The 25,216-nt window shown below is 45.6% G+C and carries 26 protein-coding genes and 1 tRNA gene; all 27 read left to right on the forward strand.

The genetic code is table 11. From position 1 onward, the window contains the following. The first annotated feature begins 9 nt into the window (after positions 1-9). The 27 genes from ACTNCK_RS00075 (at position 10) to ACTNCK_RS00205 (ending at position 25,212) form a co-directional block, all read left to right on the forward strand. A complete protein-coding gene (locus ACTNCK_RS00075) occupies positions 10-672 on the forward strand; it encodes a septum site-determining protein MinC (RefSeq protein ID WP_441080204.1) in 663 nt (220 codons plus the stop codon). Then, positions 665-1,807: an FtsW/RodA/SpoVE family cell cycle protein gene (locus ACTNCK_RS00080; protein WP_441080205.1), complete on the forward strand. Its 1,143-nt coding sequence runs from the start codon at positions 665-667 to the stop codon at positions 1,805-1,807. Before ACTNCK_RS00075 ends, ACTNCK_RS00080 begins: the two co-directional genes overlap by 8 nt. A gap of 14 nt (positions 1,808-1,821) precedes the next feature. Continuing rightward, positions 1,822-2,217, forward strand: coding sequence for a methylglyoxal synthase (gene mgsA / locus ACTNCK_RS00085; RefSeq protein WP_441080206.1), 396 nt, complete (start codon positions 1,822-1,824; stop codon positions 2,215-2,217). Further along, a complete protein-coding gene (locus ACTNCK_RS00090) occupies positions 2,201-3,178 on the forward strand; it encodes a D-alanyl-D-alanine carboxypeptidase family protein (protein WP_441080207.1) in 978 nt (325 codons plus the stop codon). The genes mgsA and ACTNCK_RS00090 overlap by 17 nt, the downstream gene beginning before the upstream one ends. A 16-nt stretch (positions 3,179-3,194) precedes the next feature. After that, the gene (gene galE / locus ACTNCK_RS00095; protein WP_441080208.1) at positions 3,195-4,223 is read left to right on the forward strand and encodes a UDP-glucose 4-epimerase GalE; all 1,029 of its coding nucleotides are present in this window, start codon (positions 3,195-3,197) and stop codon (positions 4,221-4,223) included. Between the two features lie 694 nt (positions 4,224-4,917). After that, positions 4,918-4,989 (forward strand) — tRNA-Glu (locus tag ACTNCK_RS00100). A 121-nt stretch (positions 4,990-5,110) separates the two neighbouring features. After that, positions 5,111-5,572, forward strand: coding sequence for a ribosome maturation factor RimP (rimP, locus tag ACTNCK_RS00105; protein WP_441080209.1), 462 nt, complete (start codon positions 5,111-5,113; stop codon positions 5,570-5,572). 21 nt (positions 5,573-5,593) lie between these two features. Further along, a complete protein-coding gene (nusA, locus tag ACTNCK_RS00110; RefSeq protein WP_441080210.1) occupies positions 5,594-6,982 on the forward strand; it encodes a transcription termination factor NusA in 1,389 nt (462 codons plus the stop codon). Between the two features lie 34 nt (positions 6,983-7,016). Further along, on the forward strand, positions 7,017-7,277 hold the full coding sequence (rnpM, locus tag ACTNCK_RS00115; RefSeq protein WP_441080211.1) for an RNase P modulator RnpM: 261 nt from the start codon (positions 7,017-7,019) through the stop codon (positions 7,275-7,277). Beyond that, entirely contained in the window at positions 7,270-7,596 is a 327-nt protein-coding gene (locus ACTNCK_RS00120) for a L7Ae/L30e/S12e/Gadd45 family ribosomal protein (RefSeq protein ID WP_441080212.1), read from the forward strand. Before rnpM ends, ACTNCK_RS00120 begins: the two co-directional genes overlap by 8 nt. 2 nt (positions 7,597-7,598) lie before the next feature. Continuing rightward, positions 7,599-10,379: a translation initiation factor IF-2 gene (infB, locus tag ACTNCK_RS00125; RefSeq protein ID WP_441080213.1), complete on the forward strand. Its 2,781-nt coding sequence runs from the start codon at positions 7,599-7,601 to the stop codon at positions 10,377-10,379. A gap of 2 nt (positions 10,380-10,381) precedes the next feature. After that, positions 10,382-10,762: a 30S ribosome-binding factor RbfA gene (rbfA, locus tag ACTNCK_RS00130; RefSeq protein ID WP_441080214.1), complete on the forward strand. Its 381-nt coding sequence runs from the start codon at positions 10,382-10,384 to the stop codon at positions 10,760-10,762. Between the two features lie 27 nt (positions 10,763-10,789). Beyond that, entirely contained in the window at positions 10,790-11,755 is a 966-nt protein-coding gene (locus tag ACTNCK_RS00135; protein WP_441080215.1) for a DHH family phosphoesterase, read from the forward strand. Then, a complete protein-coding gene (gene truB / locus ACTNCK_RS00140) occupies positions 11,755-12,429 on the forward strand; it encodes a tRNA pseudouridine(55) synthase TruB (protein WP_441080216.1) in 675 nt (224 codons plus the stop codon). The genes ACTNCK_RS00135 and truB overlap by 1 nt, the downstream gene beginning before the upstream one ends. 9 nt (positions 12,430-12,438) lie before the next feature. Then, positions 12,439-13,353, forward strand: a complete 915-nt coding sequence (locus ACTNCK_RS00145) for a bifunctional riboflavin kinase/FAD synthetase (RefSeq protein ID WP_441080218.1) — start codon at positions 12,439-12,441, stop codon at positions 13,351-13,353. Between the two features lie 140 nt (positions 13,354-13,493). Continuing rightward, complete coding sequence (gene rpsO / locus ACTNCK_RS00150; RefSeq protein WP_441080219.1) at positions 13,494-13,760, forward strand: 30S ribosomal protein S15; 267 nt, start codon at positions 13,494-13,496, stop codon at positions 13,758-13,760. Between the two features lie 2 nt (positions 13,761-13,762). Then, entirely contained in the window at positions 13,763-15,862 is a 2,100-nt protein-coding gene (locus ACTNCK_RS00155; RefSeq protein ID WP_441080220.1) for a polyribonucleotide nucleotidyltransferase, read from the forward strand. Between the two features lie 59 nt (positions 15,863-15,921). Further along, positions 15,922-17,202 (forward strand): NAD(P)/FAD-dependent oxidoreductase, encoded by a 1,281-nt coding sequence (locus tag ACTNCK_RS00160; RefSeq protein ID WP_441080221.1) that lies wholly within the window; start codon positions 15,922-15,924, stop codon positions 17,200-17,202. Further along, entirely contained in the window at positions 17,195-17,848 is a 654-nt protein-coding gene (cmk, locus tag ACTNCK_RS00165) for a (d)CMP kinase (RefSeq protein ID WP_441080222.1), read from the forward strand. Before ACTNCK_RS00160 ends, cmk begins: the two co-directional genes overlap by 8 nt. Then, entirely contained in the window at positions 17,845-18,468 is a 624-nt protein-coding gene (locus ACTNCK_RS00170) for a YczE/YyaS/YitT family protein (RefSeq protein WP_441080223.1), read from the forward strand. Before cmk ends, ACTNCK_RS00170 begins: the two co-directional genes overlap by 4 nt. Then, complete coding sequence (locus ACTNCK_RS00175; protein ID WP_441080224.1) at positions 18,465-18,992, forward strand: bifunctional adenosylcobinamide kinase/adenosylcobinamide-phosphate guanylyltransferase; 528 nt, start codon at positions 18,465-18,467, stop codon at positions 18,990-18,992. The genes ACTNCK_RS00170 and ACTNCK_RS00175 overlap by 4 nt, the downstream gene beginning before the upstream one ends. A 3-nt stretch (positions 18,993-18,995) precedes the next feature. Further along, positions 18,996-20,117 carry a cation diffusion facilitator family transporter gene (locus tag ACTNCK_RS00180; RefSeq protein WP_441080225.1) on the forward strand — a complete coding sequence of 374 codons (1,122 nt, stop codon included), beginning with the start codon at positions 18,996-18,998 and terminating at the stop codon, positions 20,115-20,117. A gap of 52 nt (positions 20,118-20,169) precedes the next feature. Further along, positions 20,170-21,153, forward strand: coding sequence for an LD-carboxypeptidase (locus ACTNCK_RS00185; protein WP_441080226.1), 984 nt, complete (start codon positions 20,170-20,172; stop codon positions 21,151-21,153). A 3-nt stretch (positions 21,154-21,156) separates the two neighbouring features. Further along, positions 21,157-21,924, forward strand: a complete 768-nt coding sequence (locus ACTNCK_RS00190; protein ID WP_441080228.1) for an adenosylcobinamide-GDP ribazoletransferase — start codon at positions 21,157-21,159, stop codon at positions 21,922-21,924. 286 nt (positions 21,925-22,210) lie between these two features. Then, positions 22,211-22,888 carry a winged helix-turn-helix domain-containing protein gene (locus tag ACTNCK_RS00195; protein ID WP_441080230.1) on the forward strand — a complete coding sequence of 226 codons (678 nt, stop codon included), beginning with the start codon at positions 22,211-22,213 and terminating at the stop codon, positions 22,886-22,888. A 1-nt stretch (position 22,889) separates the two neighbouring features. Then, positions 22,890-24,200: an ATP-binding protein gene (locus ACTNCK_RS00200; RefSeq protein ID WP_441080231.1), complete on the forward strand. Its 1,311-nt coding sequence runs from the start codon at positions 22,890-22,892 to the stop codon at positions 24,198-24,200. Positions 24,201-24,333: 133 nt separating this feature from the next. Then, positions 24,334-25,212: a phosphate ABC transporter substrate-binding protein gene (locus ACTNCK_RS00205; RefSeq protein ID WP_441080233.1), complete on the forward strand. Its 879-nt coding sequence runs from the start codon at positions 24,334-24,336 to the stop codon at positions 25,210-25,212. Positions 25,213-25,216: the final 4 nt, after the last annotated feature.

The following is a 25,216-nucleotide window of genomic DNA, read 5'->3' on the forward strand; positions in this document are numbered from 1 at the left end:
GGAGTATATATGACTGAAGATCTGATTATAAAGGGCTATCCGCACGGGATCAGGCTGGTGATGAATCCTGATATCCCGATAGAGCAGCTTCTTACAAGCCTTTGTGTGAAATTTGCCGCTTCAAAAAAGTTCTGGGGAGAGGCTACAATGTCGCTTACCATAGAAGGAAGGCAGCTTGATGATCAGGAGCTTGAGGCTGTCATCCAGTCGATCGAGAGGAACAGCGATGTGACAGTATCTCTTGTGAGTACAAGAGACAGGGTCTTTGAAAAGGAGATGACAAGGAAAAAGGATGCCTTTTATTTCGCAAAGACAAGGGACTATCTGAAGATCCATGACGGAGATATAGATATGGGAAGAAAGGTGATAAGCAGCTACGGACTGCTTGTCACAGGAGATATCATGTCAGGTGGAAGCGCCGAGTGCGGAGGCAGTCTCTATGTCCTTGGAACTATAGCGGGAAAGGCAAGCGCCGGTAAGGTGATCGGGAAGAATGCCTGTATCGTAGCATCAGGAATCTCTGATGCAGATCTTTCTATAGGATCTGTCAGAGAGAATTTCTCGATAAAGAACAGGACAAGATTTTTTTCAAAGGACAATGAGATGATAATTGTCAGGGTAGAGGATGGGCATTTAAGCCCGGAGAAATTTACAGGAAGCATAAATGTTTAGAAATTACAGGTTCAAAAATTACAATTTCAGACTCGTTGCTTTTGTTGTAGCTCTTACGATTTATGGTATAATGATAATCGGAAGTGCTAATAAGGACTACCAGAACAAGCAGATCATAGGTATGGTCTTAGGCGTAATAGTAATGGTCATTGTCTCAATGATCGATTATTCGATGGTACTGTCATTTTCCTATCTGCTCTATGCCCTTGCGGTGCTGGCCCTTCTGGCGATAAAGACACCGCTCGGATATTCCTCCCATGAGGCTACCAGATGGATAAGGATAGGAGGACTGCAGTTCCAGCCTTCGGAGATGGCAAAGGTATTTCTTATCCTTTTCTTTTCGGCCTATCTGATGAAGTACGCCCAGTCACTGAATAACAGGAAGCGCATCCTCATTACAGCCTTTCTTGCTATGATCCCTCTTCTGGGTATCCTTATGGAGCCGGATCTTTCGACCACTGTAGTTACCTTTATGGTGATCTTTACCATGCTTTTTTATGCAGGCTTTTCGGGAAGGCTTACGGCTGCACTCGTTGGCCTTGGAGCATTCGGATCACTTGCTGTGATCTTCCTTACCCTTCATTCAAACGGAGTCCTGCAGGGCTACCAGAATGAAAGGATAGCTGCCTGGCTTTCTCCGGATAAGTATCCGGCCTCATCCATGCAGCAGCAGAATTCCATAATGGCGATAGGCAGTGGTATGCTTTTTGGAAAGGGACTTACAAGCACAGGCGCTGATTCGGTAAAGAGCGGAAACTACATACCCGAGCCCCATACTGATTTCATATTTGCGGTTACGGGTGAGGAGACGGGATTTATAGGAACTGTTATTATGGTTATCCTGATCTTTGGTATCGTCTTTGAATGTATGCGTACTGCAAAGAAGGCCAAGGATCTGGCAGGGCAGCTGATATGTGTCGGTATGGCATCGCTTGTTGCTTATCAGGCCTTTGTAAATATCAGTGTTGTCACAGGCCTTATGCCAAATACAGGTCTTACACTTCCTTTTGTAAGCTATGGCCTTACATCGCTTGTGACCTTGTATTTCGGGATAGGCTTTGTCCTGAATGTGTCATTGCAGGCCAAGATGTTTTACGCAGACCAGAGGAATTTCACCTTTGATCTCAAGGAATAAAAAGGAGTGGTTATATGAATATAGGACTAGTGGCACATGACGCCAAGAAGAAGCTAATGCAGAATTTCTGTATTGCATACAGATCTATACTTGCCAGACATAAGCTGTACGCTACGGGGACAACGGGACGGCTTATCGAGGAGGCAACCAATCTTAAGGTGCATAAATATCTTTCAGGACATCTTGGAGGTATGCAGCAGCTGGGAGCCCAGATAGAGCATAATGAGATAGATCTGGTTATATTTCTTCGGGATCCGCTTACAGTGAAGTCACATGAACCGGATGTGAATGTTATAATAAGGATGTGCGATGCGCATAATATACCGCTGGCTACAAATCTAGCCAGTGCTGAGCTTCTTATAAGAGCATTAGACAGAGGAGATCTTGAGTGGCGTGAAATGTATAAATAAAAACAGGCTGCGGCTTTTTGCTTCGGTCCTGCTTCCCTTATCCTTTATCCTGACAGGATGTCAGGGACAGATAAAGCAGGAATACTCACTTGACAGCAGAGCAGCCGAATATGGATTTGTAAAGGAGGATTCGTCCTCCCTGATGGCTTCGGATCTGTGTCCATACATAGAGGACTCATCCGGCGCCGATCAGAACAAGACAGTATATGCAGCTGGAGCCTTTAATGAGACGACGGGCGAGACTAAGTACAGCCAGAATCTTCTGAAAAAGATCTATCCTGCTTCAACGACCAAGATTCTCACGGCTCTTGTCGCAATAGAAAACGGAAATCTGAACCAGATCTGCACAGTAGAGGCGTCTGATCTGGATCTGCCTGCCGGCTCATCGGTTGCTCATCTGAGGGTCGGAGACAGACTTTCACTCTATGATCTGATGAAGGGCATGCTGCTTGAAAGCGGAAATGACGCTGCTAAGGCCATAGCCAGATCTGTTGCCGGCAGTGAGGAAAAATTTGCTGATCTTATGAACCAGAAGGCAAGGGAGATCGGCGCATCTCATTCGCATTTTGTGAATCCTGACGGACTTCCTGACGAGGATCATTATACCTGTGCCTATGACATGTATGTGATCTTTCATAATGCCCTAAAGGAAAAGACCTTCAGGACCATAATCAGATCTAAAAAGCAAAAGGCTACAGTCACAGACAGCACTGGAAAGGCATCGATTGTCACATATAAGTCGACCAATCTTTATTTTACAGGAGATATCAGGTCTCCTGAGGGCATCAGGGTCTTAGGGGGTAAGACCGGAACCACAAACGATGCAGGATATTGTCTCGTTCTATGGTCAGAAAATAAGACGACAAAAGCGAAAATCATTACCGTTGTTTTCAAGGCTGACACCAGATACGATCTGTATCTGATGACAAATAAACTTCTGACATCGTTTGGCTCGGTTTGAATTAAGGAGGTAAGCTATGACGATTCTAGTTACTGGAGGCGCTGGTTATATCGGAAGTCACACATGTATTGAGCTTCTGAACAATGATTATAATGTGGTTGTTGTGGACAATCTCTACAATTCCAGCAAAAAGGCGCTTGATCGTGTAAAGGAGATCACGGGGAAGGATCTGAAATTTTACAAGGGGGATATCCTTGACAAGGATTGTCTTGAAAAGATCTTTAAGGAAAACGATATCGACTGCGTTATCCATTTCGCAGGGCTGAAGGCTGTAGGCGAGTCTGTAGGCAAGCCTTGGGAATACTACAACAACAATATTACAGGCTCTCTTAATCTGATAGAGGCAATGAAAAATGCAGGCTGCAAGAACCTGATCTTCTCATCCTCGGCAACCGTATACGGCGATCCGGCACAGATTCCTATTACAGAGGAATGCCCTAAAGGCAAGTGCACGAATCCATATGGATGGACCAAGTGGATGCTCGAGCAGATCTTTACAGACATGCATACAGCAGATCCGGACTGGAATGTGATCCTTCTCCGTTACTTCAATCCTATCGGAGCTCATCCGTCAGGTCTTATAGGCGAGGATCCTAACGGCATCCCTAATAATCTTATGCCTTATATCACCCAGGTAGCTATCGGCAAGCTCCCGGAGCTTGGTATCTTTGGAAATGACTACGATACTCCGGATGGTACCTGCGTAAGGGACTATATCCATGTATGTGATCTTGCTACCGGACACGTTGCAGCCCTTAAAAAGATAAAGGAGAACTGCGGTGTAAGCATCTACAACCTCGGTACAGGAGTAGGGTATTCAGTTCTTGATGTAGTAAATAACTTCATCGAGGCTACAGGAGTAAATGTCCCTTATTCCTTCAAGCCGCGTCGTGAGGGTGACGTACCGCAGTGCTATTCCTCAGCCGATAAGGCAAAGAGGGAGCTTGGCTGGGAGGCAAAGTACGGAATAAAGGAAATGTGCCGCGACTCCTGGAACTGGCAGCAGAAGAATCCTGATGGATTTGGGGAGGCCGAAAGCCTGTAGGTAAGAGCGAGTCGAAGACGAAGCTCGAACCACAGGCGAGGCCGTTCTTTGAGATTAATGAGAGCAAGCCGAAGGCGCAGCTCGAATTTAGCGAAAAGAACTTCCTTGACAAGAGGTGCGAGGTCAGAGGTGAGAGGTTAGAGGTCTGAGGTGAAAGGCTGAAAGTTTCGAGATGAGAGTAAGCTGAAAGCGAAGCTCGAGGCCGAAAGCTTCGAGATGAGAGCAAGCCAAAGGCGAAGCTCGAATCCGAAGCGAGGTCGTTCTCTGAGGCTGAAAGTTTCGAGATGAGAGCGAGCTTATAGCGAAGCTCGAATCCGAAACGAAGCCGTTCTTTGAGATTAATGAGAGCGAGCCATAGGCGAAGCTCGAATTTAGCGAGCAGAACTTCATTATTATCGAGAACGAGTCGAAGACGAAGTTCGAGCTTAACGAAGACAGCTTCCTTGACCGAAAGCACAGAGACAAGAACGAGCATGAGCGAGGTGCGAGGTCAGAGGCTCTGGTTTTACTAAACCCTAATCCCTCACACCTCACACCTCACACCTTAAACCTGCCCCCTCGCACCTCACACCTCTCACCTCAGATTGTACTCACATAAATACAAAAATCTCTCACAAACCCCCTTGACATCCTCTCATATCTGAGTATAATAGTCTTTGTTGTCGCGAACGAAAGAGAGCGACACAGGATATATGGTTCCTTGGTCAAGCGGTTAAGACGCCGCCCTCTCACGGCGGAATCAGGAGTTCGATTCTCCTAGGAACTATTAATTGAGGGTGTTTACTTGAGTACCTGTATCGGAAGCTTTTCGGTACGAACCATAACTCTTGAATCAAGAGGGCGGGCCGCATGGCCCGCTCTCTTACTTGTATAAGGATGTAAGAAGCATGAATGCAAGAGAATACGAGGAGAAGACCTTAGACTTTATCACTCCTATCCTTGAGGAACTTTCACTTTCGCTCTGGGATGTGGTTTTTGAGAAGGAAGGTCGTGAGTACAGCCTATCAGTATATATTGATAAGCCGGGCGGGGTTACAGTAGATGACTGTGAGGCAGTAAGCAGCCGGATGAATGAGATCCTTGACAGGGAAGATTACATCAGGGAACCATATACATTTGTGGTGAGCTCGCCTGGACTTGACAGGGAGCTTGTCAGAGAAAGGGATTTCATCAATGCAAGAGGACGCAAGGTCCTGATACATACATATCGTTCCATTGGCGGAGAAAAGGAATTCACAGGAGTCCTTAACGATTTTGATAAGGATTCCGTGACGATCGATACCGGAGAAGAGAAGCAGAAGTTTTTACGCAGGGACATATCCCTGATAAGGCTTGCTTTTGATTTTTGATATAAGCATTAGGAGGATAAGATGGCAGACTTTAGTGAACTGAGCGCAGGACTTGATTTGCTTGAGAAAGAAAAGGGCATTCCGAGAAATGAGATAATAGATGCTATTGCGGAAGGCTTAAAGCATGCCTGCAGGCAGCAGATCGCAAACAGGCGGCAGGTGAAGCCTGAGAATGTGAATGTTGATAATATCCATGTCACAGTAGATTATAACACCTGCGAGTATCATATTCTCGAGGCAAAGCAGGTCGTTAATGATGTGGTAAATCCTGATACACAGATTTCACTTCAGGAGGCTCATGACAAATTTGGCGGCGACTATGTCCTGGGGCAGAGTGTCAATGTAGAGATCAATTCAATGGACTTCAGCCGTGTAGCAGTAAAAACCGCAAAAGAGACTATAGTCCAGAAGATCAAGGAGGTTGAGAAGCTTTCTGTGATCGAGGAATTCAAAAAGAAGATTGGCACTATTGTTACCGGAGTCGTAGAGAGATATGCCGGCAGGAATATCAGTATCAATCTCGGAAGATGTGATGCCCTCCTTATGGAAAGCGATCAGATCAAGGGTGAGCATTATAATCCTACAGATCATATCAGAGTCCTCGTGGTTGATGTAAAGGATGGGTCCGAGGAAGACAGATTAAAAAAGAACGCTTCCGGCAATGAGAAGAAAAAGAAAAGAGACAATGGACCGAGGATACGTCTGTCACGTTCTCATCCTGATTTTATCAAATGCCTTTTTGCAGAAGAGGTATCTGAGATAAGGGATGGCATAGTTGAGATCAAGGCTGTCTCAAGAGAGGCAGGCAACAGGAGCAAGATCGCTGTGGCATCAAACGATCCCGACGTGGATCCGGTAGGAGCCTGCGTAGGAATGAATGGAAGCCGTGTAAATGCAGTCGTTTCTGAGATCGGAAATGAGAAGATAGATATAATCGAATGGTCTGACCAGCCGGCTCAGCTTATCGAGAATGCACTGGCACCGGCAAAGGTCATTGCTGTCGTGGCAGATGCTGATCTGAAGCAGGCAAGAGTCGTTGTGCCTGATTATCAGCTTTCTCTTGCGATTGGAAGAGAAGGACAGAATGCCAGACTTGCAGCCAGACTTACAGGCTTCAAGATCGATATCAAGAGTGAGACACAGGCTGAGCAGACGCCAGGATTCATGACATTTGATGATATCTATGGCCCTGAGGATGATGTGGATCCTGATTCTTCTGATGACATGGATGATGCAGAGGATATCGATTCTTCTGATGACATGGATGATGCAGAGGATATCGATTCTACTGATGACATGGATGATGCAGAGGATATCGATTCTACTGATGATATAGATGATGCAGAGGATATTGATGCATCCGATGCAGAAGATAGCTCTTATACTAATAATGGAGAGGGCGAGGAGTAAGGCCGGAAAGCGGAGAGAGTAGATAGGAGTCAGATTGCCGAAGAGATTACCAGAGAGAAAATGCGTCGGCTGTGGAGCACTAAAGCCTAAGAACGAGCTTGCGCGTATAGTCCTTTCACCGGAGGGGGAATTTATTGTAGACCCTACCGGGAAAGCCCCGGGAAGAGGAGCATATATATGCAGAAATAAGGATTGCTTAAGAAGGGCGGAGAAGAACCGTGGCCTCGAGAAGTCCTTCCGGCGCAGCATAAGCCCCTTAGTATATGAGAAACTGGGGAGGCTTATAGATGAATAATGACCGGATCCTGTCATTTATTTCTCTGGCCAGGAAGGCCGGCAAGATAAAAAGCGGTGAGTTTTCCACCGAAGAAGCAGTGAGGCAGGGTAAGGCATATCTTGTGATTGTAGCATCAGATGCCTCTGATAATACCAGAAAGCATTTTGATGATATGTGCAGATACAGAGACCTGCCCTTTTATATAATAAGCGATTCTCTTTCTTTAGGAAGAGCACTAGGATACGAGTTTCGGATGAGTCTTGCGGTCACTGACCAGGGATTTGCGAGATCACTTGAACAGAAGATACAGGCCTTTATGAGCAGCAAGGAGGAATAAAGATGGCAAAAATCAGAATCTATGATCTATCGAAAGAGATAAATGTATCAAATAAGGACATCGTTGCACACTTTGCTGCTTCAGGTAAGACATTTACCGCCTCTAGCGGACTGACTGAACAGGAGGCGGATGAGGTCAGGAGGGCATTTGGTGAGAAAGCTGCTCCTGCCGGACCGGATAACAAGGAAAAGAAGGAGCACAGTGCCGTGGAGGTAAAACCTGTGGAAGAAAAAAAGCGTGATGTAAGGAAAGACGAAAGCACTAATCGTCACAAGTCGGAGCAGGGAGGCGCATCCAGACAGAATAAGGCAGCTGTGGCTCCTGTACAGAAGAGAAAGAGAAACATCACTGCAGTATTCCATTCTGAGAATTCCAAGGAGCATGGCTCCTCTGGAAGAAAGGATGGAAAAGGTCAGGGAAGGAACAGGAAGCCTTCTACTCCTGAAAGACGCGGGCCGATCAAACCGCGTACCGACGGCAACAGGGTAAGGCCAAAGGGACTGGATGCCTATCCGGATCAGAAATTTGAGTCTAAGCCCACAAAGCCAGTTCCTGCCGCTTCGCAAGCAGCAAATAAGCCTGTAAGCAAGCCTAAGACCGAGGAGATACCAAAGAAGAAGGAAGAGGCAAAGCCGGAAGGTCCAGTCAAGCTTGGAAATATCATGGAAGCGCTTGTCCAGCAGAAGAAGAGAAACGCTGAGAGAAAGAAGGAAGCGGCTGCTGAGAGGCGCGAGAGGAGAAACGGTTCTGCTTCGGATAAAAGATCTGGCAGAGGAGATCGTGACAACGACCGCAGAAGGAATTCCTTCGATCCAGGCATTAAGGACAGAGGAAATAATGGCCCTGGTGAGATGGCCTCAGCTGACAAGGGCCGTCATAACGGAAAACCTCATAATAAGAGAGGCAGAGCTGATCATGATGCCTTAGGGAGAAAAGAAGAGCATTATATCAATCTCGAGAAAAACGGCGGTAAAAAGAAAACAAAGAATAACAACAATAATAAGGTCGAAAAACGTGATCCGGATGAGATCATCACGATCACAGTACCTGATCGTATTTCGTTAAGAGATCTTGCTGACAAAATGAAGGTGGTACCTTCTGAGATCATAAAGAAGCTTTTCCTTGCCGGAAAGGTATATACTCTTAATTCGGAGGTCGATTTTGACGAGGCTGAAAACATCGCAGCTGAGTTCAACTGCATCCTGGAGCATGAGGAAAAGGTCGATGTAATCGCAGAGCTTGTAAAGGATGATGAGGACGATCCTTCGACTCTGGTTCCAAGACCGCCTGTTGTCTGCGTAATGGGACACGTCGATCATGGTAAGACATCGCTTCTCGATAAGATTCGTCATACCCATGTATCGGACAAGGAGGCAGGAGGTATCACCCAGAAGATAGGAGCTTATGTAGTAAGCATCGACGGAAAGAAGATAACCTTCCTTGATACTCCTGGACATGAGGCATTCACTGCAATGCGAATGAGAGGTGCTAATTCCACCGATATAGCCATCCTGGTGGTAGCTGCCGATGACGGAGTGATGCCTCAGACTGTAGAGGCCATAAACCATGCCAAGGCTGCTGGTGTAGAGATCATTGTTGCAGTCAATAAGATAGATAAGCCTAATGCGAATGTCGAGAGAGTAAAGCAGGAGCTTTCAGAATATGAGCTTATTCCTGAGGACTGGGGTGGCAGCACCATCTTTGTTCCGGTATCAGCTCATACGGGCGAGGGTATAGACCAGCTATTAGAGATGGTCCTTCTGACAGCCGATGTTATGGAATTAAAGGCCAATCCTAAGAGAAACGCCAGAGGTCTGGTGATCGAGGCAGAGCTTGACAAGGGACGCGGAGTTGTAGCTACAGTTCTAGTACAGAAGGGAACCCTTCATGTAGGAGATCCGGTGGCAGCCGGATCCTCGTTCGGTAAGGTCAGGGCCATGCTCGATGAAAACGGAAAGAGAGTAAAGAAGGCAGGACCTTCGACACCTGTTGAGATCTTAGGACTTTCAGAGGTTCCAAACGCCGGAGAGATCCTTAATGGATTTGATACAGAAAAGGAGTCAAGGGACTATGCATCTACCTTCGTTTCTGTCGGCAAGGAGAATCTGATAGAGGAGACCAGAAGAGGAGTAAGCCTTGATGATCTGTTCAGCCAGATCAAGGCTGGAAATGTCAAGGAGCTTGATATAATCGTAAAGGCTGATGTACAGGGCTCTGTAGAGGCAGTCAGATCCTCTCTTGAAAAGCTTTCAAATGACGAGGTCGTCGTAAAGGTGATCCATGGTGGCGTGGGAGCTATAACAGAGTCAGATGTAAACCTTGCAGCAGCATCAAACGCTATCATCATCGGTTTCAATGTAAAGCCTGATAATGTGGCGAAGTCCATAGCAGATCACGAGGGCGTGGATGTCCGTCTTTACAAGGTCATCTACAATGCAATAGCAGATGTAGAGAGTGCCATGAAGGGAATGCTTGAGCCTGTATATGAGGAGCAGGTTATAGGCCACGCAACGGTAAGAGCTACGTTCAAGTCCTCAGAGGCTGGCATAATTGCCGGATGTATAGTTGATGACGGATATATGGAGCGTGACTCCACTGTCCGTATCCGCCGCGGCGATGAGCAGATCTACGAGGGCAAGCTTATTTCCCTCAAGCGTTTCAAGGATGACGCCAAGACTGTCAAGGCCGGATATGAATGTGGTCTTGTTGTCGAGGGATTCTCTGATTATCAGGAGGATGACAGCCTCGAGGCATACAAGATGGTAGAGGTAGCCAGAAAGTAATAATGAGAAAGAACAGTGTTAAAAATAACAGGATAAACGAGGATGTAACAAGGGTCATCTCCGAGATTCTTAGAGAGGATGTAAAAGACCCGCGCATATCTCCTATAGTTTCTGTTACTGATGCTATCGTTGCTCCTGACTTAAAGACTGCAAAAATCTTTATCTCTGTTCTAGGAGATGATCAGGACGGCTGTCGTACAATGGAAGGCATCAGATCATCTGCAGGATATATAAGGCATCAGCTGGCCGTAAGGCTTAATCTGAGAAATACTCCCCAGCTGGAGTTTATTCTAGATAAGTCTATAGCCTATGGCGTCGATATGTCCCACAAGATAGATCAGGTAATGGAGCATGACAGGGAGGCTGATGCCGGAGAGGAATGACTCCCGGCTGGCCTCTGAAGGAATATAATGAGATTAGAAGATTATTTAGATGGAGTAAGGACCATTGCTGTATCAGGTCATATCAGGCCTGATGGAGACTGCATTGGCTCGGTGCTTGGCATCTACAATTACATAAGGACAAATTACAGGGAGATCCAGATCAAGGCTTATCTGGAGCCTATCCCATTTGACTTCGAATTCCTGTCAGGCTCTGATAAGCTGATAAGGGCAAACAGGTTTGATAATACAGCCTTTGATCTTTTTATCTGCTGTGACTGTGGAGATCTTGGAAGACTTGGGGATTCTTCTGTATATTTTAGCAATGCGAAAAAGACCATCTGTATCGACCATCACGAGACTAATGGTGCTTTTGCTGATGTGAATTATGTTTTTCCCGAGGCATCGAGTACCTGTGAGCTTGTAGGTCAGATAATAGACAGGGAGCGGATCGATAAGAAGACAGCTGAATGTCTCTATACCGGAATGGTAACAGATACCGGGCTCTTTCAGTATAACTGCACGCATTCAAGCACTATGGAATTCGCCGGTTTCCTTATGGATAAGGGAATCGATTTTTCCTACATAGTCGATCATGTATTTTTCACAAAGAGCATAAAGCAGCTTCAGATGCTTGGAGTCGGGATCACTAATTCGAAGACCTATCTGGATGGCAGGATAATAGCAAGCTATGTTACAGCTGATCAGATGAAGAAGTATGATGCAGCACCTAAGAACATGGAGGGAGTGGTAAGCACCCTGCGTTCAGTCGAGGGAGTGGAGCTGGCCTTTTTCATGTATCCTACTGAGGATGGAAGCTATAAGGTTTCTTCAAGAGCCTCAACAGACAGGGTTGATCTGTCAGCACTGGCTCTTAAGTACGGCGGAGGGGGTCATAAGAGAGCTGCCGGCTTTTCGATGGAAGGGACTGATCCTGTTTTGATGATAGATGAGCTTATTGACCAGGTGAGACCATTTTTTAAGGAGGAGGCCTGATGGACGGAGGGATTCTTATTATGGATAAGCCCTCCGGCTTCACTTCCTTCGATGTCGTTGCAAAGCTCCGCGGCATATTTCATATAAAAAGAATCGGACATACAGGCACTCTTGACCCTATGGCTACAGGAGTGCTCGTTGTCTGTGTAGGAACGGCTACAAAAGCCGTAAACAGACTTACGGCCTCTGACAAGGTCTATGAGGCCGGGATAAGGTTCGGAGAGAAATATGATACCGGTGATATCACGGGAAAGCTTTCAGCAAGGTCAGACATGGCCATCACTGAGCAGGATTTCAGGCAGATTTTTGACAGATTTACAGGAGATATAGAGCAGATCCCTCCAATGTATTCGGCAAAGAAGGTGAACGGAAAAAGGCTCTATGAATATGCCAGAGAGGGGATAGAGGTCGAAAGAAGTCCGGAACAGATCCATATTTTTTCAATAGAGCTTTTAAGCTTTGACTATCCGCATGCCAGAGTAAGGATACATTGTTCCAAGGGTACCTATATCAGGACTCTGATCGAGGATCTTGCCGAAGGCTGTGGAACTGTTGCCACGATGGAAAGTCTTCGCAGAACGAAAAACGGAGATTTTTCGATAGAGGATGCGCTGACATTTGACGATCTTACTGATTCTTCTGATCCCTGGTCTCTTCTTCTACCAGTGCCATGAGTTATTATAATGGAAATCATAAAAGGAATAGATAATTATCTGCATAAATTTCCAACGGCAGTGACAGTTGGAAAATTCGACGGGATACATCTGGGACATGAGGCTCTGGTTTCGCTTATCACCACAAGACCAGGTATGAAAAGTGTGATGGTTACCTTTTCTGCCTCACCCAGAAAGGTCCTTTTCGACCATGATCTTAAAAATATCATTACAGAAGAGGAAAGAAATTTCATCCTTGAAAAAAAGGGTATAGATATCCTTCTGGTGCTTACCTTTGATAAGACCCTGATTAAGCTTTCACCGGAGGACTTTATAGGCCTTCTGGTAAACAGGATAAATATGCGATATCTTGCAGTAGGAAGTGATTTCACCTTCGGCTATCAGGGAAAGGGGAATACAGACCTGTTATTGCAGCTTTCTGGTCGGATGGACTTTGATCTGAAGGTAATAGAAAAGATAAAGGACGAAGGCAGGGATATAAGCTCAAGCCGTATAAGGGACCTTATAAAGAAGGGAGATGTAGCTCAGGCAGGACGCCTGCTTGGACATCCATTCCTGATAGCAGGGTCAGTAGTCCATGGCAGGCATCTGGGAACGGGTATGGGAATACCAACTATAAATATAATCCCTCCCGAAAACAAGCTTCTTCCGCCATTCGGAGTATATATCACGACTGTAGAGATAAGGGGAAGGATCTACCACGGCATTACCAATGTCGGAAATAACCCTACGATCTCAGACGACAATCCTGTAACGGTCGAGACAAATATTCTGGATCCGATCGGAGATCTCTACGAGGAAAGGGCGACGGTCATTTTTCATAGATTTATCCGTCCGGAGAAAAAGTTCGCAAGCATAGAAGAGCTTACAGAAGAGATTAAGAGGAATATAAGGGAGGCGAGGGAGTTCTTCAATAGGGGTTAGTAGTCCCTAACCCTCAATTCCTCCCCTTGACTTTTCCGCCATTGTTTGCTAGTATAATCAAGTTGTTTTCTGCACGCAGCTTTACGATTATCCGACGTTGGCTTCGTGCGAGATGTAAATTGTTTTATAGGAGGATCACAATGATCACAAAAGAGAAAAAGCAGGAACTCATCACAAAGTATGCCCGTACAGAGGGTGATACAGGCTCACCTGAGGTTCAGGTAGCTATCCTGACAGAGCGTATCAGAGAGCTTACTGACCACATGAAGCAGAATCCTAAGGATCATCACAGCAACAGGGGTCTGCTCAAGATGGTAGGTAAGAGAAGAAACCTTCTTACATATCTAAGGAATAAGGACATCGATCGTTATCGTGCACTTATCGCTAGCCTCGGCCTGAGGAAATAATTATGGATAGAAAGACATACACAATGGACCTTGCCGGCAGACCCTTAAAGGTAGAGGTCGGTAAGGTAGCAGCGCAGGCAAATGGAGCAGTACTTATTTCCTATGGGGATACTACGGTTCTTTCTACAGCCACAGCAAGTGATGCTCCAAGAGAGGGAATAGATTTCTTCCCTCTTTCAGTAGAATTCGAAGAGAAGTTCTATTCGATCGGAAAGATTCCGGGTGGATTCAATAAGCGTGAGGGAAAGGCATCCGAGAATTCGGTCCTTACCGCTCGCGTTATAGACCGCCCTATGAGGCCGCTGTTTCCAAAGGATTTCAGAAATGATGTGACGCTCAACAATCTGGTGCTTTCAGTAGATCCTGAATGCCGTCCTGAGCTTGTAGCTATGATAGGTACGGCTATGGCTACATGCATCTCTGATATCCCTTTCGACGGACCTTGTGCTATGACTCAGGTGGGTATGAAGGACGGTGAGTTTATCATCAATCCGTCACAGGCTGACTGGGATTTCGGAGATCTGGAGCTTACAGTTGCTTCCACCAGGGATAAGGTCATAATGATCGAGGCCGGAGCCAATCTTATCTCAGATGATAAGATGATAGAGGCTATTTATACCGCCCATGATGTTAACCAGCAGATAATAAAGCTGATAGATCAGATGGTAAGCGAGGTCGGGAAAGAGAAGTTCTCATATGAGAGCTGCGCAGTTCCTGATCAGATGCTTTCTGATATGAAGAAAGTAGTGCCTCCGGAGGAGATGGAGAAGGCAGTATTTACCGATGACAAGCAGACCCGTGAGGCCAATATCAAAGAAGTCACAGAAAGACTCGAGGAGGCCTTCTGTGATAATGAGGATTATCTGAAGCTCCTTCCTGACGCTGTATATCTCTATCAGAAGAAGACAGTAAGGAAGATGATCCTTAAGGACCATAAGAGACCTGACGGAAGAGAGATAAAGCAGATAAGACCTCTTTCTGCTGAGGTGGATCTGATCCCAAGAGTTCATGGCTCATCTATGTTTACAAGAGGCCAGACTCAGATCTGTGATATAGTTACTCTTGCTCCTCTTTCAGAGGCACAGAGGATAGAGGGACTTGATCCAAATATAACAGAGAAGAGATATATCCATCAGTATAATTTCCCTTCTTATTCTGTCGGTGAGACCAAGCCTTCAAGAGGACCAGGACGTCGTGAAATAGGACATGGCGCTCTTGCTGAAAGAGCCATAAAGCCTGTACTTCCGCCGATCGAGGAGTTCCCGTATGCGATAAGGGCAGTTTCAGAGACCTTTGAGTCAAACGGTTCCACCTCAATGGCAAGTACCTGTGCCTCATGTATGTCTCTTATGGCAGCCGGAGTTCCGCTTAAGGATATGGTTGCCGGTATTTCCTGCGGACTTGTGACAGGAGATACAGATGATGATTATATAGTTCTTACCGACATCCAGGGCCTCGAGGATTTCTTCGGCGATATGGATTTCAAGGTAACAGGAACTCATGAAGGTATCTCAGCTATCCAGATGGATATAAAGATTCATGGTCTTACAAGACCTATTGTCGAAGAGGCTATCCACAGAGCTCATGAGGCCCGTAACTTCATAATGGATACCTGTATGAGCAAGGCTATTGCAGCTCCAAGAGATCATCTCGCTGCTCTTGCTCCGAAGATCAGCTTCATCCAGATCCCGGTTGATAAGATCGGCGATGTGGTCGGTCAGAGAGGAAAGACAATAAATGAGATCATTTCCCGTACCGGAGCCAAGGTTGATATAGATGATGAAGGACGCGTATCGATAAGCTCCCTCGATGAGGAGGCTAATAAAAAGGCTCTTTCGATGATAAAGATCATCACTACAGATTTCCATAAGGGACAGATTCTTAAGGGTACTGTAGTCTCGATCAAGGAGTTCGGTGCCTTTGTGGAGTTTGCTCCTGGCAAGGAGGGAATGGTCCACATCAGTAAGATTGCAAATGAGCGTATCGACCATGTTGAGGATGTCCTTACACTTGGAGACCTTGTGACAGTTATATGCCTGGGAAAGGACAAGACAGGACGCATGTCCTTCTCTATCAAGGATGTTCCAAAGGATAAGCAGTAAAGACTTACATTATGGCTGCAGCTTGTAGAAATACAATCTGCAGCTTTTATATTATTTATATGAAGATAATAATAGCAGGCGCAGGCGCCGCCGGACTTGCCGCAGCTGTAAGTGCTGCAAGAAACGGAGCCGAGGTTGTTCTACTCGACAGGAACGAAAAGGCCGGCAAAAAGATATATATAACAGGCAAGGGAAGATGCAATTTCACAAATATTGCTCCTGTCGATGACTTCTATGCCAATATAGTTTCAAATCCCAGATTTATGTATTCCTCTTTTGCTCATTGCGATAACAGGGATCTGATCAGATTCATAGAGGATGCCGGTGTTGCGACAAAGGTAGAAAGAGGAGGCCGGGTTTTTCCAGAGTCTGATCATGCCTCAGATATCACAAGGGCCTTTACAGATACCCTGAGTCAGGCAGGTGTGAAAATACATTTACATACCCGCCTTACAGGGCTTATAATAGAGGATGGCCAGATAGCAGGAGCTAAGGTAGCAAGAGAAGGTCATATTTCTGAAAGAAATGAGATAAGAGCCGACGCGGTCATACTTGCCGGAGGAGGGTTATCCTATCCGAGCACAGGTTCAGATGGCAACATGATCCCTATGCTTGAGGAACTTGGACTAAAAGTAGAAAGACCTTATCCAGCTCTCGTCCCTCTTTTGACTAAGGAGGACTATATACCTTTGCTTCAGGGGCTTTCACTTAAGAATGTGACCTTTAATGTCTATTCAGAAAAGAAAAAGAAAGCTGTCTTTTCTGAATTCGGAGAGATGCTCTTCACTCATTTCGGTCTGTCTGGACCTATTGTCCTGTCTGCATCATCAAGGATCGCGGACTTTCTTTACAGGGAAAGAGAGCTTAAGGCCTGGGTCGATCTGAAGCCTCATCTTTCTCCGGAAAAGCTTCATAACAGGCTTATAAGGATAGCTTGTGAAAATCCCAACAGGGATTTCTCACATTTCTTTGATGAGCTTCTTCCATCAAAGCTATGCCCTGTCATCGCAGGACTAACTGGAATAGATCAGAAGCGAAAGATCAATTCGATAACCAGGCAGGAGAGGGAAAAGATACAGTTCCAGCTCGGACATTTTCCAATGACGATCACAGGGACCAGAGGCTTTAAGGAGGCGATTGTTACCGGAGGAGGTCTTTCGGTAAAGGAGGTCGATCCCAAAACTATGCAGGTAAAGAAGATCCCGGGGCTTTTTGTGGCCGGAGAGCTTATCGATGTTGATGCCCTGACAGGAGGATATAATCTGACCTGTGCTTTTTCAATGGGAGCGCTGGCCGGATATTCTGCCAGTCGTGGCTATGAAAGGAATTGCAATGAGTAAACAGATAGCAATAGATGGACCTGCAGGCGCAGGCAAGTCAACTATAGCAAAAAGGGTCGCAGCCGACCTTTCATATATCTATATAGATACCGGAGCCATGTACAGAAGCATAGGTCTTTATATGCTCCGTAATGGAATAGATATACATGACAGGGATAAGGTCGAGATTGAGTCAGAGAATGCCGATGTGAGTCTTTCATATGTGGACGGAAATCTTCATGTCTTTTTGAATGGCGAGGACGTCTCGAACGAGATTAGAAAAGAGGAGGTAGGTAATGCTGCAAGCGTGGTAAGCGCATATCCTCTGGTGAGAAGGAATCTGACAGAGCTTCAGCGCAGGCTTGCAAAAAAGGAAAACGTCGTAATGGACGGACGTGACATTGGCACATGTGTCCTGCCTGACGCCTTCCTTAAGATATATCTGACTGCCTCGCCAGAGGTCAGAGGAGAGAGAAGATACAGGGAGCTTATGGATAAGGGAGAGAGTCCTGATCTTGACAGAATTATCGAGGATATAAAAAAGCGTGATCAGGCAGATATGAACAGAGAGATATCTCCTTTGAGAAAGGCAGATGACGCAGTAGAGGTTGATTCATCTGATATGACTATCGATGAGGTCGTAAACAGGATAGAAAGTCTGATATGAAAGCAAGACGGATGATAATGATGCTGGCCGGCCAGACTCTCTGTGCGGTAAGCGCCGGAATGCTTCGCTTCTGCAATTTCGGTATGGATCCCTATAATTCAGGAGTGCTCGGGCTATGGCATATGACTGGCCTTCTTGACTTTGGGACCTTTTCCCTTATAGTCTGCCTGCTGCTTCTTGCAATAGACTTACTTTTTCTCGACAGGAAGAGGCTTGGTATAGGAACGGTCTACAATATGGTCATTATGGGATATGTGATAGACTTTACCTACAAGACACTAAAGGGGCTGCTGCCGGGCGCATCGATCGCTGTAAGGATCATTTTCCTTTTCGCTGGTCTAGCCCTTCTGTGCTACTCATCTTCTATGTATCATGTGGCCGATATGGGAGTTTCTCCCTATGACTGCATTCCATTGTCGATATCCGAAAGGGTAAGGTTCAGGTTTCGGACCGTGCGACTGACCTCGGATTGTATAATGGTCCTTATTGGACTGATAGGAAGACAGATGCCGGGAGTCACTACTATAATCACAGCACTCTGCCTAGGACCATTCATAGAGCTTTTCAATCCTTTAAACAGAAGGCTTATAGGAGAAGAGAAGAAGGATATGAAGAAGTGAAGAGACTAAGGCTTGTATACGGGGGAAGCGGAAGCGGCAAGAGTGATCTGGCGGAGGGGCTTCTTGACACCTGTTTGGATAAGATCTATCTGGCCACAATGCCCTTTGCAGGAGAAAACATTGGCCGGATCGATCGTCACAGGAGACGAAGGGCCGGGAAGGGCTTTTGGACCATTGAGCGGACTAAAGACATATCTGGCCTGCCATTAGCCGATAATGCAGTGGTACTTTTGGAGGATCTGCCGAATCTGCTTGCAAATACCATGTTCCTTCCGGACGGGACTGTGGATTATCATGCGGACGATAAGGTCAGGGAGGATCTTTTATATCTGATAGACAGATGCATGGAGCTTGTGATAGTTTCTGATGATATATTTTCATCGGGGATGAGCTATGACAGGCTGACTGAAAGATATATGAGCATGCTTGGATCCCTGCATGGCTTTCTGGCAAATAAGGGTGAGATGATAGAGGTCGTTGCGGGAATAGGGATCTATCATAGCAGCTTAAACAGATTGGAGTAGACAATGGATGCAGAAACAGACAGAAACAAACAGATAGTAAGGACCAGTATAGTAGGGATACTTGCGAATATCCTTCTTGCCTCATTTAAGGCTGTGATCGGAGTACTCTCAGGTTCTATTGCTATCACACTTGATGCAGTAAATAACCTCTCGGATGCGGCCAGCTCCGTCATAACTATAGTCGGGACAAAGCTTGCGGGAAAGCCGGCTGACAGAAAGCATCCGTTCGGATACGGGCGGCTTGAATACCTGAGCGCCATGATAATTTCTATCATTGTGCTCTATGCAGGAGTTACCTCCCTTAAGGAATCAGTAGCAAGGATCATACATCCGAAGAGACCCGATTATGCATTGCTTTCCCTTATCATCGTGGCAGTGGCCGTCCTTGTAAAGATAATCCTTGGCAGATATGTAGAGGGGGTCGGAAAGAGGGTAAATTCCGATTCGCTTATCGCCTCCGGCAGGGATGCCACACTTGACTCAGTGATCTCAGCCTCGACTCTGCTTGCAGCTCTTATCTATATAGCATCAGGTCTTTCACTTGAGTCATGGCTTGGAGCTATTATCTCTGTCGTTATAATAAAGTCCGGCATAGATATGCTTCGTGATACTATCTCAGAGATCCTTGGAGAACGCGCTGATACCCAGCTCGTTGTAGATATAAAAAAGACAGTAAGAGAGATGGATGGAGTAAGAGGAGCCTATGATCTGGTCCTTAATAACTATGGCCCTGATCATTATATCGGTTCGCTTCATATAGAGGTTCCGGATACCTGTACCGCTGACCAGATAGATGAGCTTACAAGGAAGATTACAAGAGAGATCTATAATAAGTACAAGGTCCTTCTTACAGCAGTAAGCGTTTATTCCTATAATACAAAGAATCCTATGGTAATAGGAGTAAGGGACAAGATAGAGGGTATTGTAAAAAAGTGCCCGAATATACTCCAGATGCATGGATTCTATATGGATGAGGAGGAAAAAACGATCCGCTTTGATCTTGTGGTGAGCTTCGAGGCGCCTGACAGACTGGAAGCCTTTAACAGCGCACTTGAAAAGGTAAGAAAGGAATATCCCGGCTATACTGTAACAGCCGCCATTGATGCGGATTTTTCAGAGATCTGATGATTTATTAAGCGGGATGCAGGATTTGGCTTAAATAAAGACAGGAGATAAGATGATATACCCGAAATTTTTACAGAATGGGAGTACTATAGGAATCGCAGCGCCGAGCGCCGGCGTAGGTGATGATATTGGTCAGTGGGAAGAAAGCTGCGCCCTTCTGCAGACTGAGGGGTTTTTTATAAAGGAGACGGAGTCGGTAAGGAATGTGGGGGACAGAAGTGCTGATGCTGTGACAAGGGCTAAGGAGCTGGGTTCTCTATTTTCAGATTCGGAGGTCGATTTTGTCATGTGCGCTGCGGGCGGAGATTTTCTTGACGAGTGCCTTCCTTATGTTGATCTTGATCTGATGAGGGCAAATCCCAAATGGCTGATGGGAGCATCCGATCCTACAGGAATACTATATCCTTATACGACTAAGTGTGATGTTGCAACTATTTACGGTCTTAACGCAGGTGGCTACAGCAGATACCCTGTACCTGACTATGTAAAGGATAATCTTTCTCTGATAAAGGGAGAGTCTCTTACTGAGAAGAGCTACCCTATGTATATGTCGATTCCGCCATTTGCATCAGATGATACTTTTTATGACAGGCCATCTGATATGACTTGCAGCAGGGACTATGTCAGTGCAAGGGGAAGATGCATAGGTGGCTGTATAGATGTGCTAAAGGATATGATCGGTACTCCTTTTGACGCAACTAAGGACTTCCTTAGAAGATATAAGGATGATCATTTCATCTGGTACTTTGATAATTTCTCACTGGGCGCCGAGGCATTCTACAGAACACTTCTTCAGATGAGATATGCAGGATGGTTCGATGATACAGAGGCTGTGATAGTAGGCAGAACTCTTTTTGAATCATCAGATACAGGGCTTTCATATAGAGAGGCTGCCGAGATGGCATTAGGTGATATTCCGGTCATACAGAGGGCCGACATAGGGCACACTCTGCCACATTTTACTATGATAAACGGGGCCATGATGGAGCTTGTCTACAAGGACAGCCAGATGGATATTACCTTTTCACTGGTGTAGTATATGGATATTTTAAGAAGCATTGTGATAGCTTTTTCGACCTATTCGACTATACCTATGCCGGGATTTCAATGGGATAAGAGATGCTACGACAGATCACTTGACTTTTTTCCTCTGGTCGGGGCGGCTCTATCAGGCATTCTTTTCCTTATACACAGGGGATGCCAGCTTCTTGGTATAAGTCAGGTATCAGCTGCTGTGATACTAAGCGCTGCGGTAGTGGCCTTTACCGGAGGATTCCATATAGACGGATTCATGGATACGATCGATGCGCTTTGTTCACACAGGAGTCAGGGAGAAAAGATCGAGATAATGAAGGATTCTCATACCGGAGCCTTCGGAGTGATATGGCTTCTGGTCTTAGCCGGCCTTTTTACAGCCGGGATCTTTGAGGCAGCAGGGAAGGGAAGTCTTAATTCACTTCTTTATGCCTTTGTCATATCACGTTCTCTTTCCGGCATTTCTGTAGCCTCCTTTAAGAGAAGGGATGATAATAGCTCCCTTATTCATTTCGATTCGGCTGTTCAGAAGTTCTCGACAGTTTTTATAATGATCTCATATATTGCGATCGCAACGGTTTTGATGCTGCATTCTGCGGACATGGCAGCTCTTGCAGCAACGCTCTGCTGCGTGGTATGGCTGCTTATATCCAGGGTTTTATATGAAAAGGAATTCGGTGGTATAAGCGGTGATACCTGTGGACATTTTCTCTGCATATGCGAGCTGGTCTATTTTGCAGCATTTGTAGTGATATCCGGTATCAGATGGTGATCAGAGGATTTTACATGGATTTTACAATAGGGTACTTGCAGATTTTACAGTGGGTTTTTAGAATAGAGGCCGAAAGCTTCGAGATGAGAGCAAGCCAAAGGCGAAGCTCGAATCCGAAGCGAGGTCGTTCTCTAAGATTGGTGAGACCGAGCTGATAAGCGAAGGTCGAACCTAGCGAAGAGAACTTCCTTGTTAGCGAAGAGAACTTCCTTGTTAGCGAAGAGAACTTCCTTGTTAGCGAGCAGAACTTCCTTTTTTTTGTATATGACATAAAGGAGAACATGATATGATCTACTGTGTTGAGGATGATGACAATATCAGAGAGCTTGTGGTCTATACGCTCGATTCTACCGGCCTTCCGGCCAAGGGCTTTCCGGGAGGAGTAGAGTTTCATACTGCACTGAAGAATGAACTTCCTGAGCTGGTTCTTCTTGATATAATGCTTCCTGGTGAGGATGGAATGGAGCTTCTGTCTGATTTGAGGAAGGATCCGAGGACCAGATCGATCCCTGTTATCATGCTTACTGCAAAAGGTGCCGAATATGACAAGGTATCTGCGCTTGATATGGGAGCAGATGACTATGTGACAAAGCCATTTGGAATGATGGAGCTGGTATCTAGGATAAGGGCAGTACTGAGAAGAAGCGGCAAGGGAAAGAACAGCGATGAACCAGTGCTTAGCTCCGGCTCTATTAAGATAGATGTTCTGCGCCATAAGGTAACAGTGGGCGGCAAGGAGGTAGTCCTTACGTTAAAGGAATTCGAGCTGCTCAAGATGCTGATACTAAACAGCGGAGTGGTTCTTACAAGAGAGCAGCTGCTAGAGGATATATGGGGCTATAATTTCGATGGAGAGACAAGAACAGTCGATGTCCATGTCAGGTCCCTGCGACAGAAGCTTAAGAACGAGGGCGACCGGATAGAGACTGTAAGAGGCCTGGGATACAGGATAAGGGAGAAATAATATGCAGAAAAAGATACAGACAAGAATGATTCAGGTGATAGCACTGGCTCTAACAATAGCCTATGCTGTCACCATATTTTTTGTATACAGGACAATAGTAAGCATTTCCGAGAAGAATGTGATCTATGAATCGGAATATCTTTCAGAGGCAGTAAATTATAACGGCTCTGATTTCCTTAAGTCATTAAAGCATCTTCAGACCGGAACAAGGATCACTCTTATAGACAGGGACGGATCGGTACTTTATGATTCAAAGGAGGATTCCCATACACTAGAAAATCATAAGAACAGACCAGAGGTCGCTGCAGCCTTCAGGAAGGGCAGAGGAATGGACAAAAGAAAGTCCGATACTCTAAAGGAGGATATGTATTATTCTGCTATAAGGCTTGATGACGGAAGGGTACTTCGGATAGCAAAATCGGTAAAATCGATTCTTGCTACCGTACTTGAGCTTTTGCCGGCCATGATCATAACTGTAGTTCTGCTTTTGATAGCGGCCTTCTATTTTGCCCACAAAACAGCATCAGATCTGATAAGGCCAATAAACAGCCTGGATCTCGACAATCCTCTCGACAATGATGTCTACGAGGAGATAAAGCCGCTTCTTGTAAGAATAGATGAGCAGAATAAGCAGAAGGATGCCATGGTTGCAATGAGACAGGAATTCTCGGCAAATGTCTCCCATGAGCTTAAAACTCCTCTAACATCGATTTCCGGCTATGCCGAGATCATAAGGGACGGTCTTGTAAAGAAGAAGGATATTCCTGATTTCTCAGACAGGATCTATAGAGAAGCAAACCGAATGATAAATCTGGTCAACGATATAATAAAGATCTCCAAGCTTGATGAAGGAGAGATAGGTATCGACAGGGAACAGTGCGATCTCTATCAGATGTCCTCTGATATAATAACAAGGCTTGTGCCAAAGGCCCGAGAATACGGGGTACATGTCTCACTTATAGGAAATCACCTTCAGGTGAACGGATACAGACAGGTGCTTGATGAGATGATACAGAATATAGTGGAGAATGCTATCAAATACAACAAGCCTGACGGTAAGGTGACTGTGACAACTGAGATGGCAGAGGGGAAGCCGTGTATCACTGTTAAGGATACGGGAATAGGGATACCGAAGAAGGATCAGGAAAGGATTTTTGAGAGATTCTACAGGGTCGACAAGAGCCATTCAAGGGAGACAGGAGGAACAGGGCTTGGCCTTTCAATAGTAAAGCATGCGGCTGCAATCCATAATGCCAGGATAATCCTTTCTTCTGTCGAAGGAGAGGGCACCACTATCACGATAGTATTCTGAGACAACTTAACAGGCATTTTACAATCTTTAACGGAGGCTTAACCCCTCCGTTATTTTTTTGTTACTTTGAAAGTGTATCATTACAGCTGTAACAAGGGAAAGCCAGTAGTTTTGATATGAAAAGGAGTACACAATGAAGAAAAAACTTTTTTCCCTGCTGCTTTTATCAGCACTTACAGTTTCAACAGTCCTTACCGGATGCGGCCAGGGATCGACAAAGAAGGCTGATGCCTCATCTGATACCGGATCAAAGTCATCCTCAAACAAAGCAGGAGGAGACTTAAGCGGAACAGTAGCAACAGACGGATCCACTTCAATGGAGAAGGTAATAGGCTACCTGAGTGAGGCCTTTATGCAGGAGAATCCTAATGTAAAGGTTACCTATAATCCTACAGGATCAGGTTCAGGAATTGAGGCAGTAGGGAAGGGAAGCTGTGATATAGGTCTTGCCAGCCGTGATCTTACAGATGATGAGAAGAGCTCGGGACTGACCCAGACTACAATAGCTATCGATGGAATTGCTATGATAGTAAATCCTAACAATGGCGTTGAAAACTTAAGTATGGACCAGATAGCTCAGATCTATACAGGAAAGATCACCAACTGGAAGGATGTCGGCGGTTCAGATGGAAAGATCGTAGTGATCGGCCGTGAGGCAGCATCAGGAACACGTGATGGTTTCGAGACCATAACAGATACAAAGGAGAAGTGCAAGTACTCACAGGAGCTTACCTCTACAGGTGATGTTATCCAGACAGTAGCAGGAAATCCTAATGCAATCGGATATGCTTCTCTTGCAGATCTTAACGATACAGTAAAGTCTATAAAGGTTGATGATGTAGCACCTTCAGAGGATACAGTAAAGGATGGTTCCTACAAGATCCAGCGTAATTTCAACCTGATCACAAAGGACGGCAAGGAATTAAGCGCACCTGCAAAGGCATTCTTCAATTATTGCACAGGCTCTGATGCAGCAGCGTATGTTTCAAAGGCCGGCGCTGTTTCTAAGTAGGTTC

It is taken from the genome of Candidatus Weimeria sp. HCP3S3_B5 (assembly GCF_052064335.1).
Lineage (GTDB): Bacteria > Bacillota > Clostridia > Lachnospirales > Lachnospiraceae > Weimeria.

Coding starts and splice junctions, on each gene's coding strand:
- ACTNCK_RS00075 (WP_441080204.1), top strand. CDS start 10: ATGACTGAAGATCTGATTATAAAGGGCTATCCGCACGGGATCAGGCTG.
- ACTNCK_RS00080 (WP_441080205.1), top strand. CDS start 665: ATGTTTAGAAATTACAGGTTCAAAAATTACAATTTCAGACTCGTTGCT.
- mgsA (WP_441080206.1), top strand. CDS start 1,822: ATGAATATAGGACTAGTGGCACATGACGCCAAGAAGAAGCTAATGCAG.
- galE (WP_441080208.1), top strand. CDS start 3,195: ATGACGATTCTAGTTACTGGAGGCGCTGGTTATATCGGAAGTCACACA.
- rimP (WP_441080209.1), top strand. CDS start 5,111: ATGAATGCAAGAGAATACGAGGAGAAGACCTTAGACTTTATCACTCCT.
- nusA (WP_441080210.1), top strand. CDS start 5,594: ATGGCAGACTTTAGTGAACTGAGCGCAGGACTTGATTTGCTTGAGAAA.
- ACTNCK_RS00120 (WP_441080212.1), top strand. CDS start 7,270: ATGAATAATGACCGGATCCTGTCATTTATTTCTCTGGCCAGGAAGGCC.
- infB (WP_441080213.1), top strand. CDS start 7,599: ATGGCAAAAATCAGAATCTATGATCTATCGAAAGAGATAAATGTATCA.
- rbfA (WP_441080214.1), top strand. CDS start 10,382: ATGAGAAAGAACAGTGTTAAAAATAACAGGATAAACGAGGATGTAACA.
- ACTNCK_RS00135 (WP_441080215.1), top strand. CDS start 10,790: ATGAGATTAGAAGATTATTTAGATGGAGTAAGGACCATTGCTGTATCA.
- truB (WP_441080216.1), top strand. CDS start 11,755: ATGGACGGAGGGATTCTTATTATGGATAAGCCCTCCGGCTTCACTTCC.
- ACTNCK_RS00145 (WP_441080218.1), top strand. CDS start 12,439: ATGGAAATCATAAAAGGAATAGATAATTATCTGCATAAATTTCCAACG.
- rpsO (WP_441080219.1), top strand. CDS start 13,494: ATGATCACAAAAGAGAAAAAGCAGGAACTCATCACAAAGTATGCCCGT.
- ACTNCK_RS00155 (WP_441080220.1), top strand. CDS start 13,763: ATGGATAGAAAGACATACACAATGGACCTTGCCGGCAGACCCTTAAAG.
- ACTNCK_RS00160 (WP_441080221.1), top strand. CDS start 15,922: ATGAAGATAATAATAGCAGGCGCAGGCGCCGCCGGACTTGCCGCAGCT.
- cmk (WP_441080222.1), top strand. CDS start 17,195: ATGAGTAAACAGATAGCAATAGATGGACCTGCAGGCGCAGGCAAGTCA.
- ACTNCK_RS00170 (WP_441080223.1), top strand. CDS start 17,845: ATGAAAGCAAGACGGATGATAATGATGCTGGCCGGCCAGACTCTCTGT.
- ACTNCK_RS00180 (WP_441080225.1), top strand. CDS start 18,996: ATGGATGCAGAAACAGACAGAAACAAACAGATAGTAAGGACCAGTATA.
- ACTNCK_RS00185 (WP_441080226.1), top strand. CDS start 20,170: ATGATATACCCGAAATTTTTACAGAATGGGAGTACTATAGGAATCGCA.
- ACTNCK_RS00190 (WP_441080228.1), top strand. CDS start 21,157: ATGGATATTTTAAGAAGCATTGTGATAGCTTTTTCGACCTATTCGACT.
- ACTNCK_RS00195 (WP_441080230.1), top strand. CDS start 22,211: ATGATCTACTGTGTTGAGGATGATGACAATATCAGAGAGCTTGTGGTC.
- ACTNCK_RS00200 (WP_441080231.1), top strand. CDS start 22,890: ATGCAGAAAAAGATACAGACAAGAATGATTCAGGTGATAGCACTGGCT.
- ACTNCK_RS00205 (WP_441080233.1), top strand. CDS start 24,334: ATGAAGAAAAAACTTTTTTCCCTGCTGCTTTTATCAGCACTTACAGTT.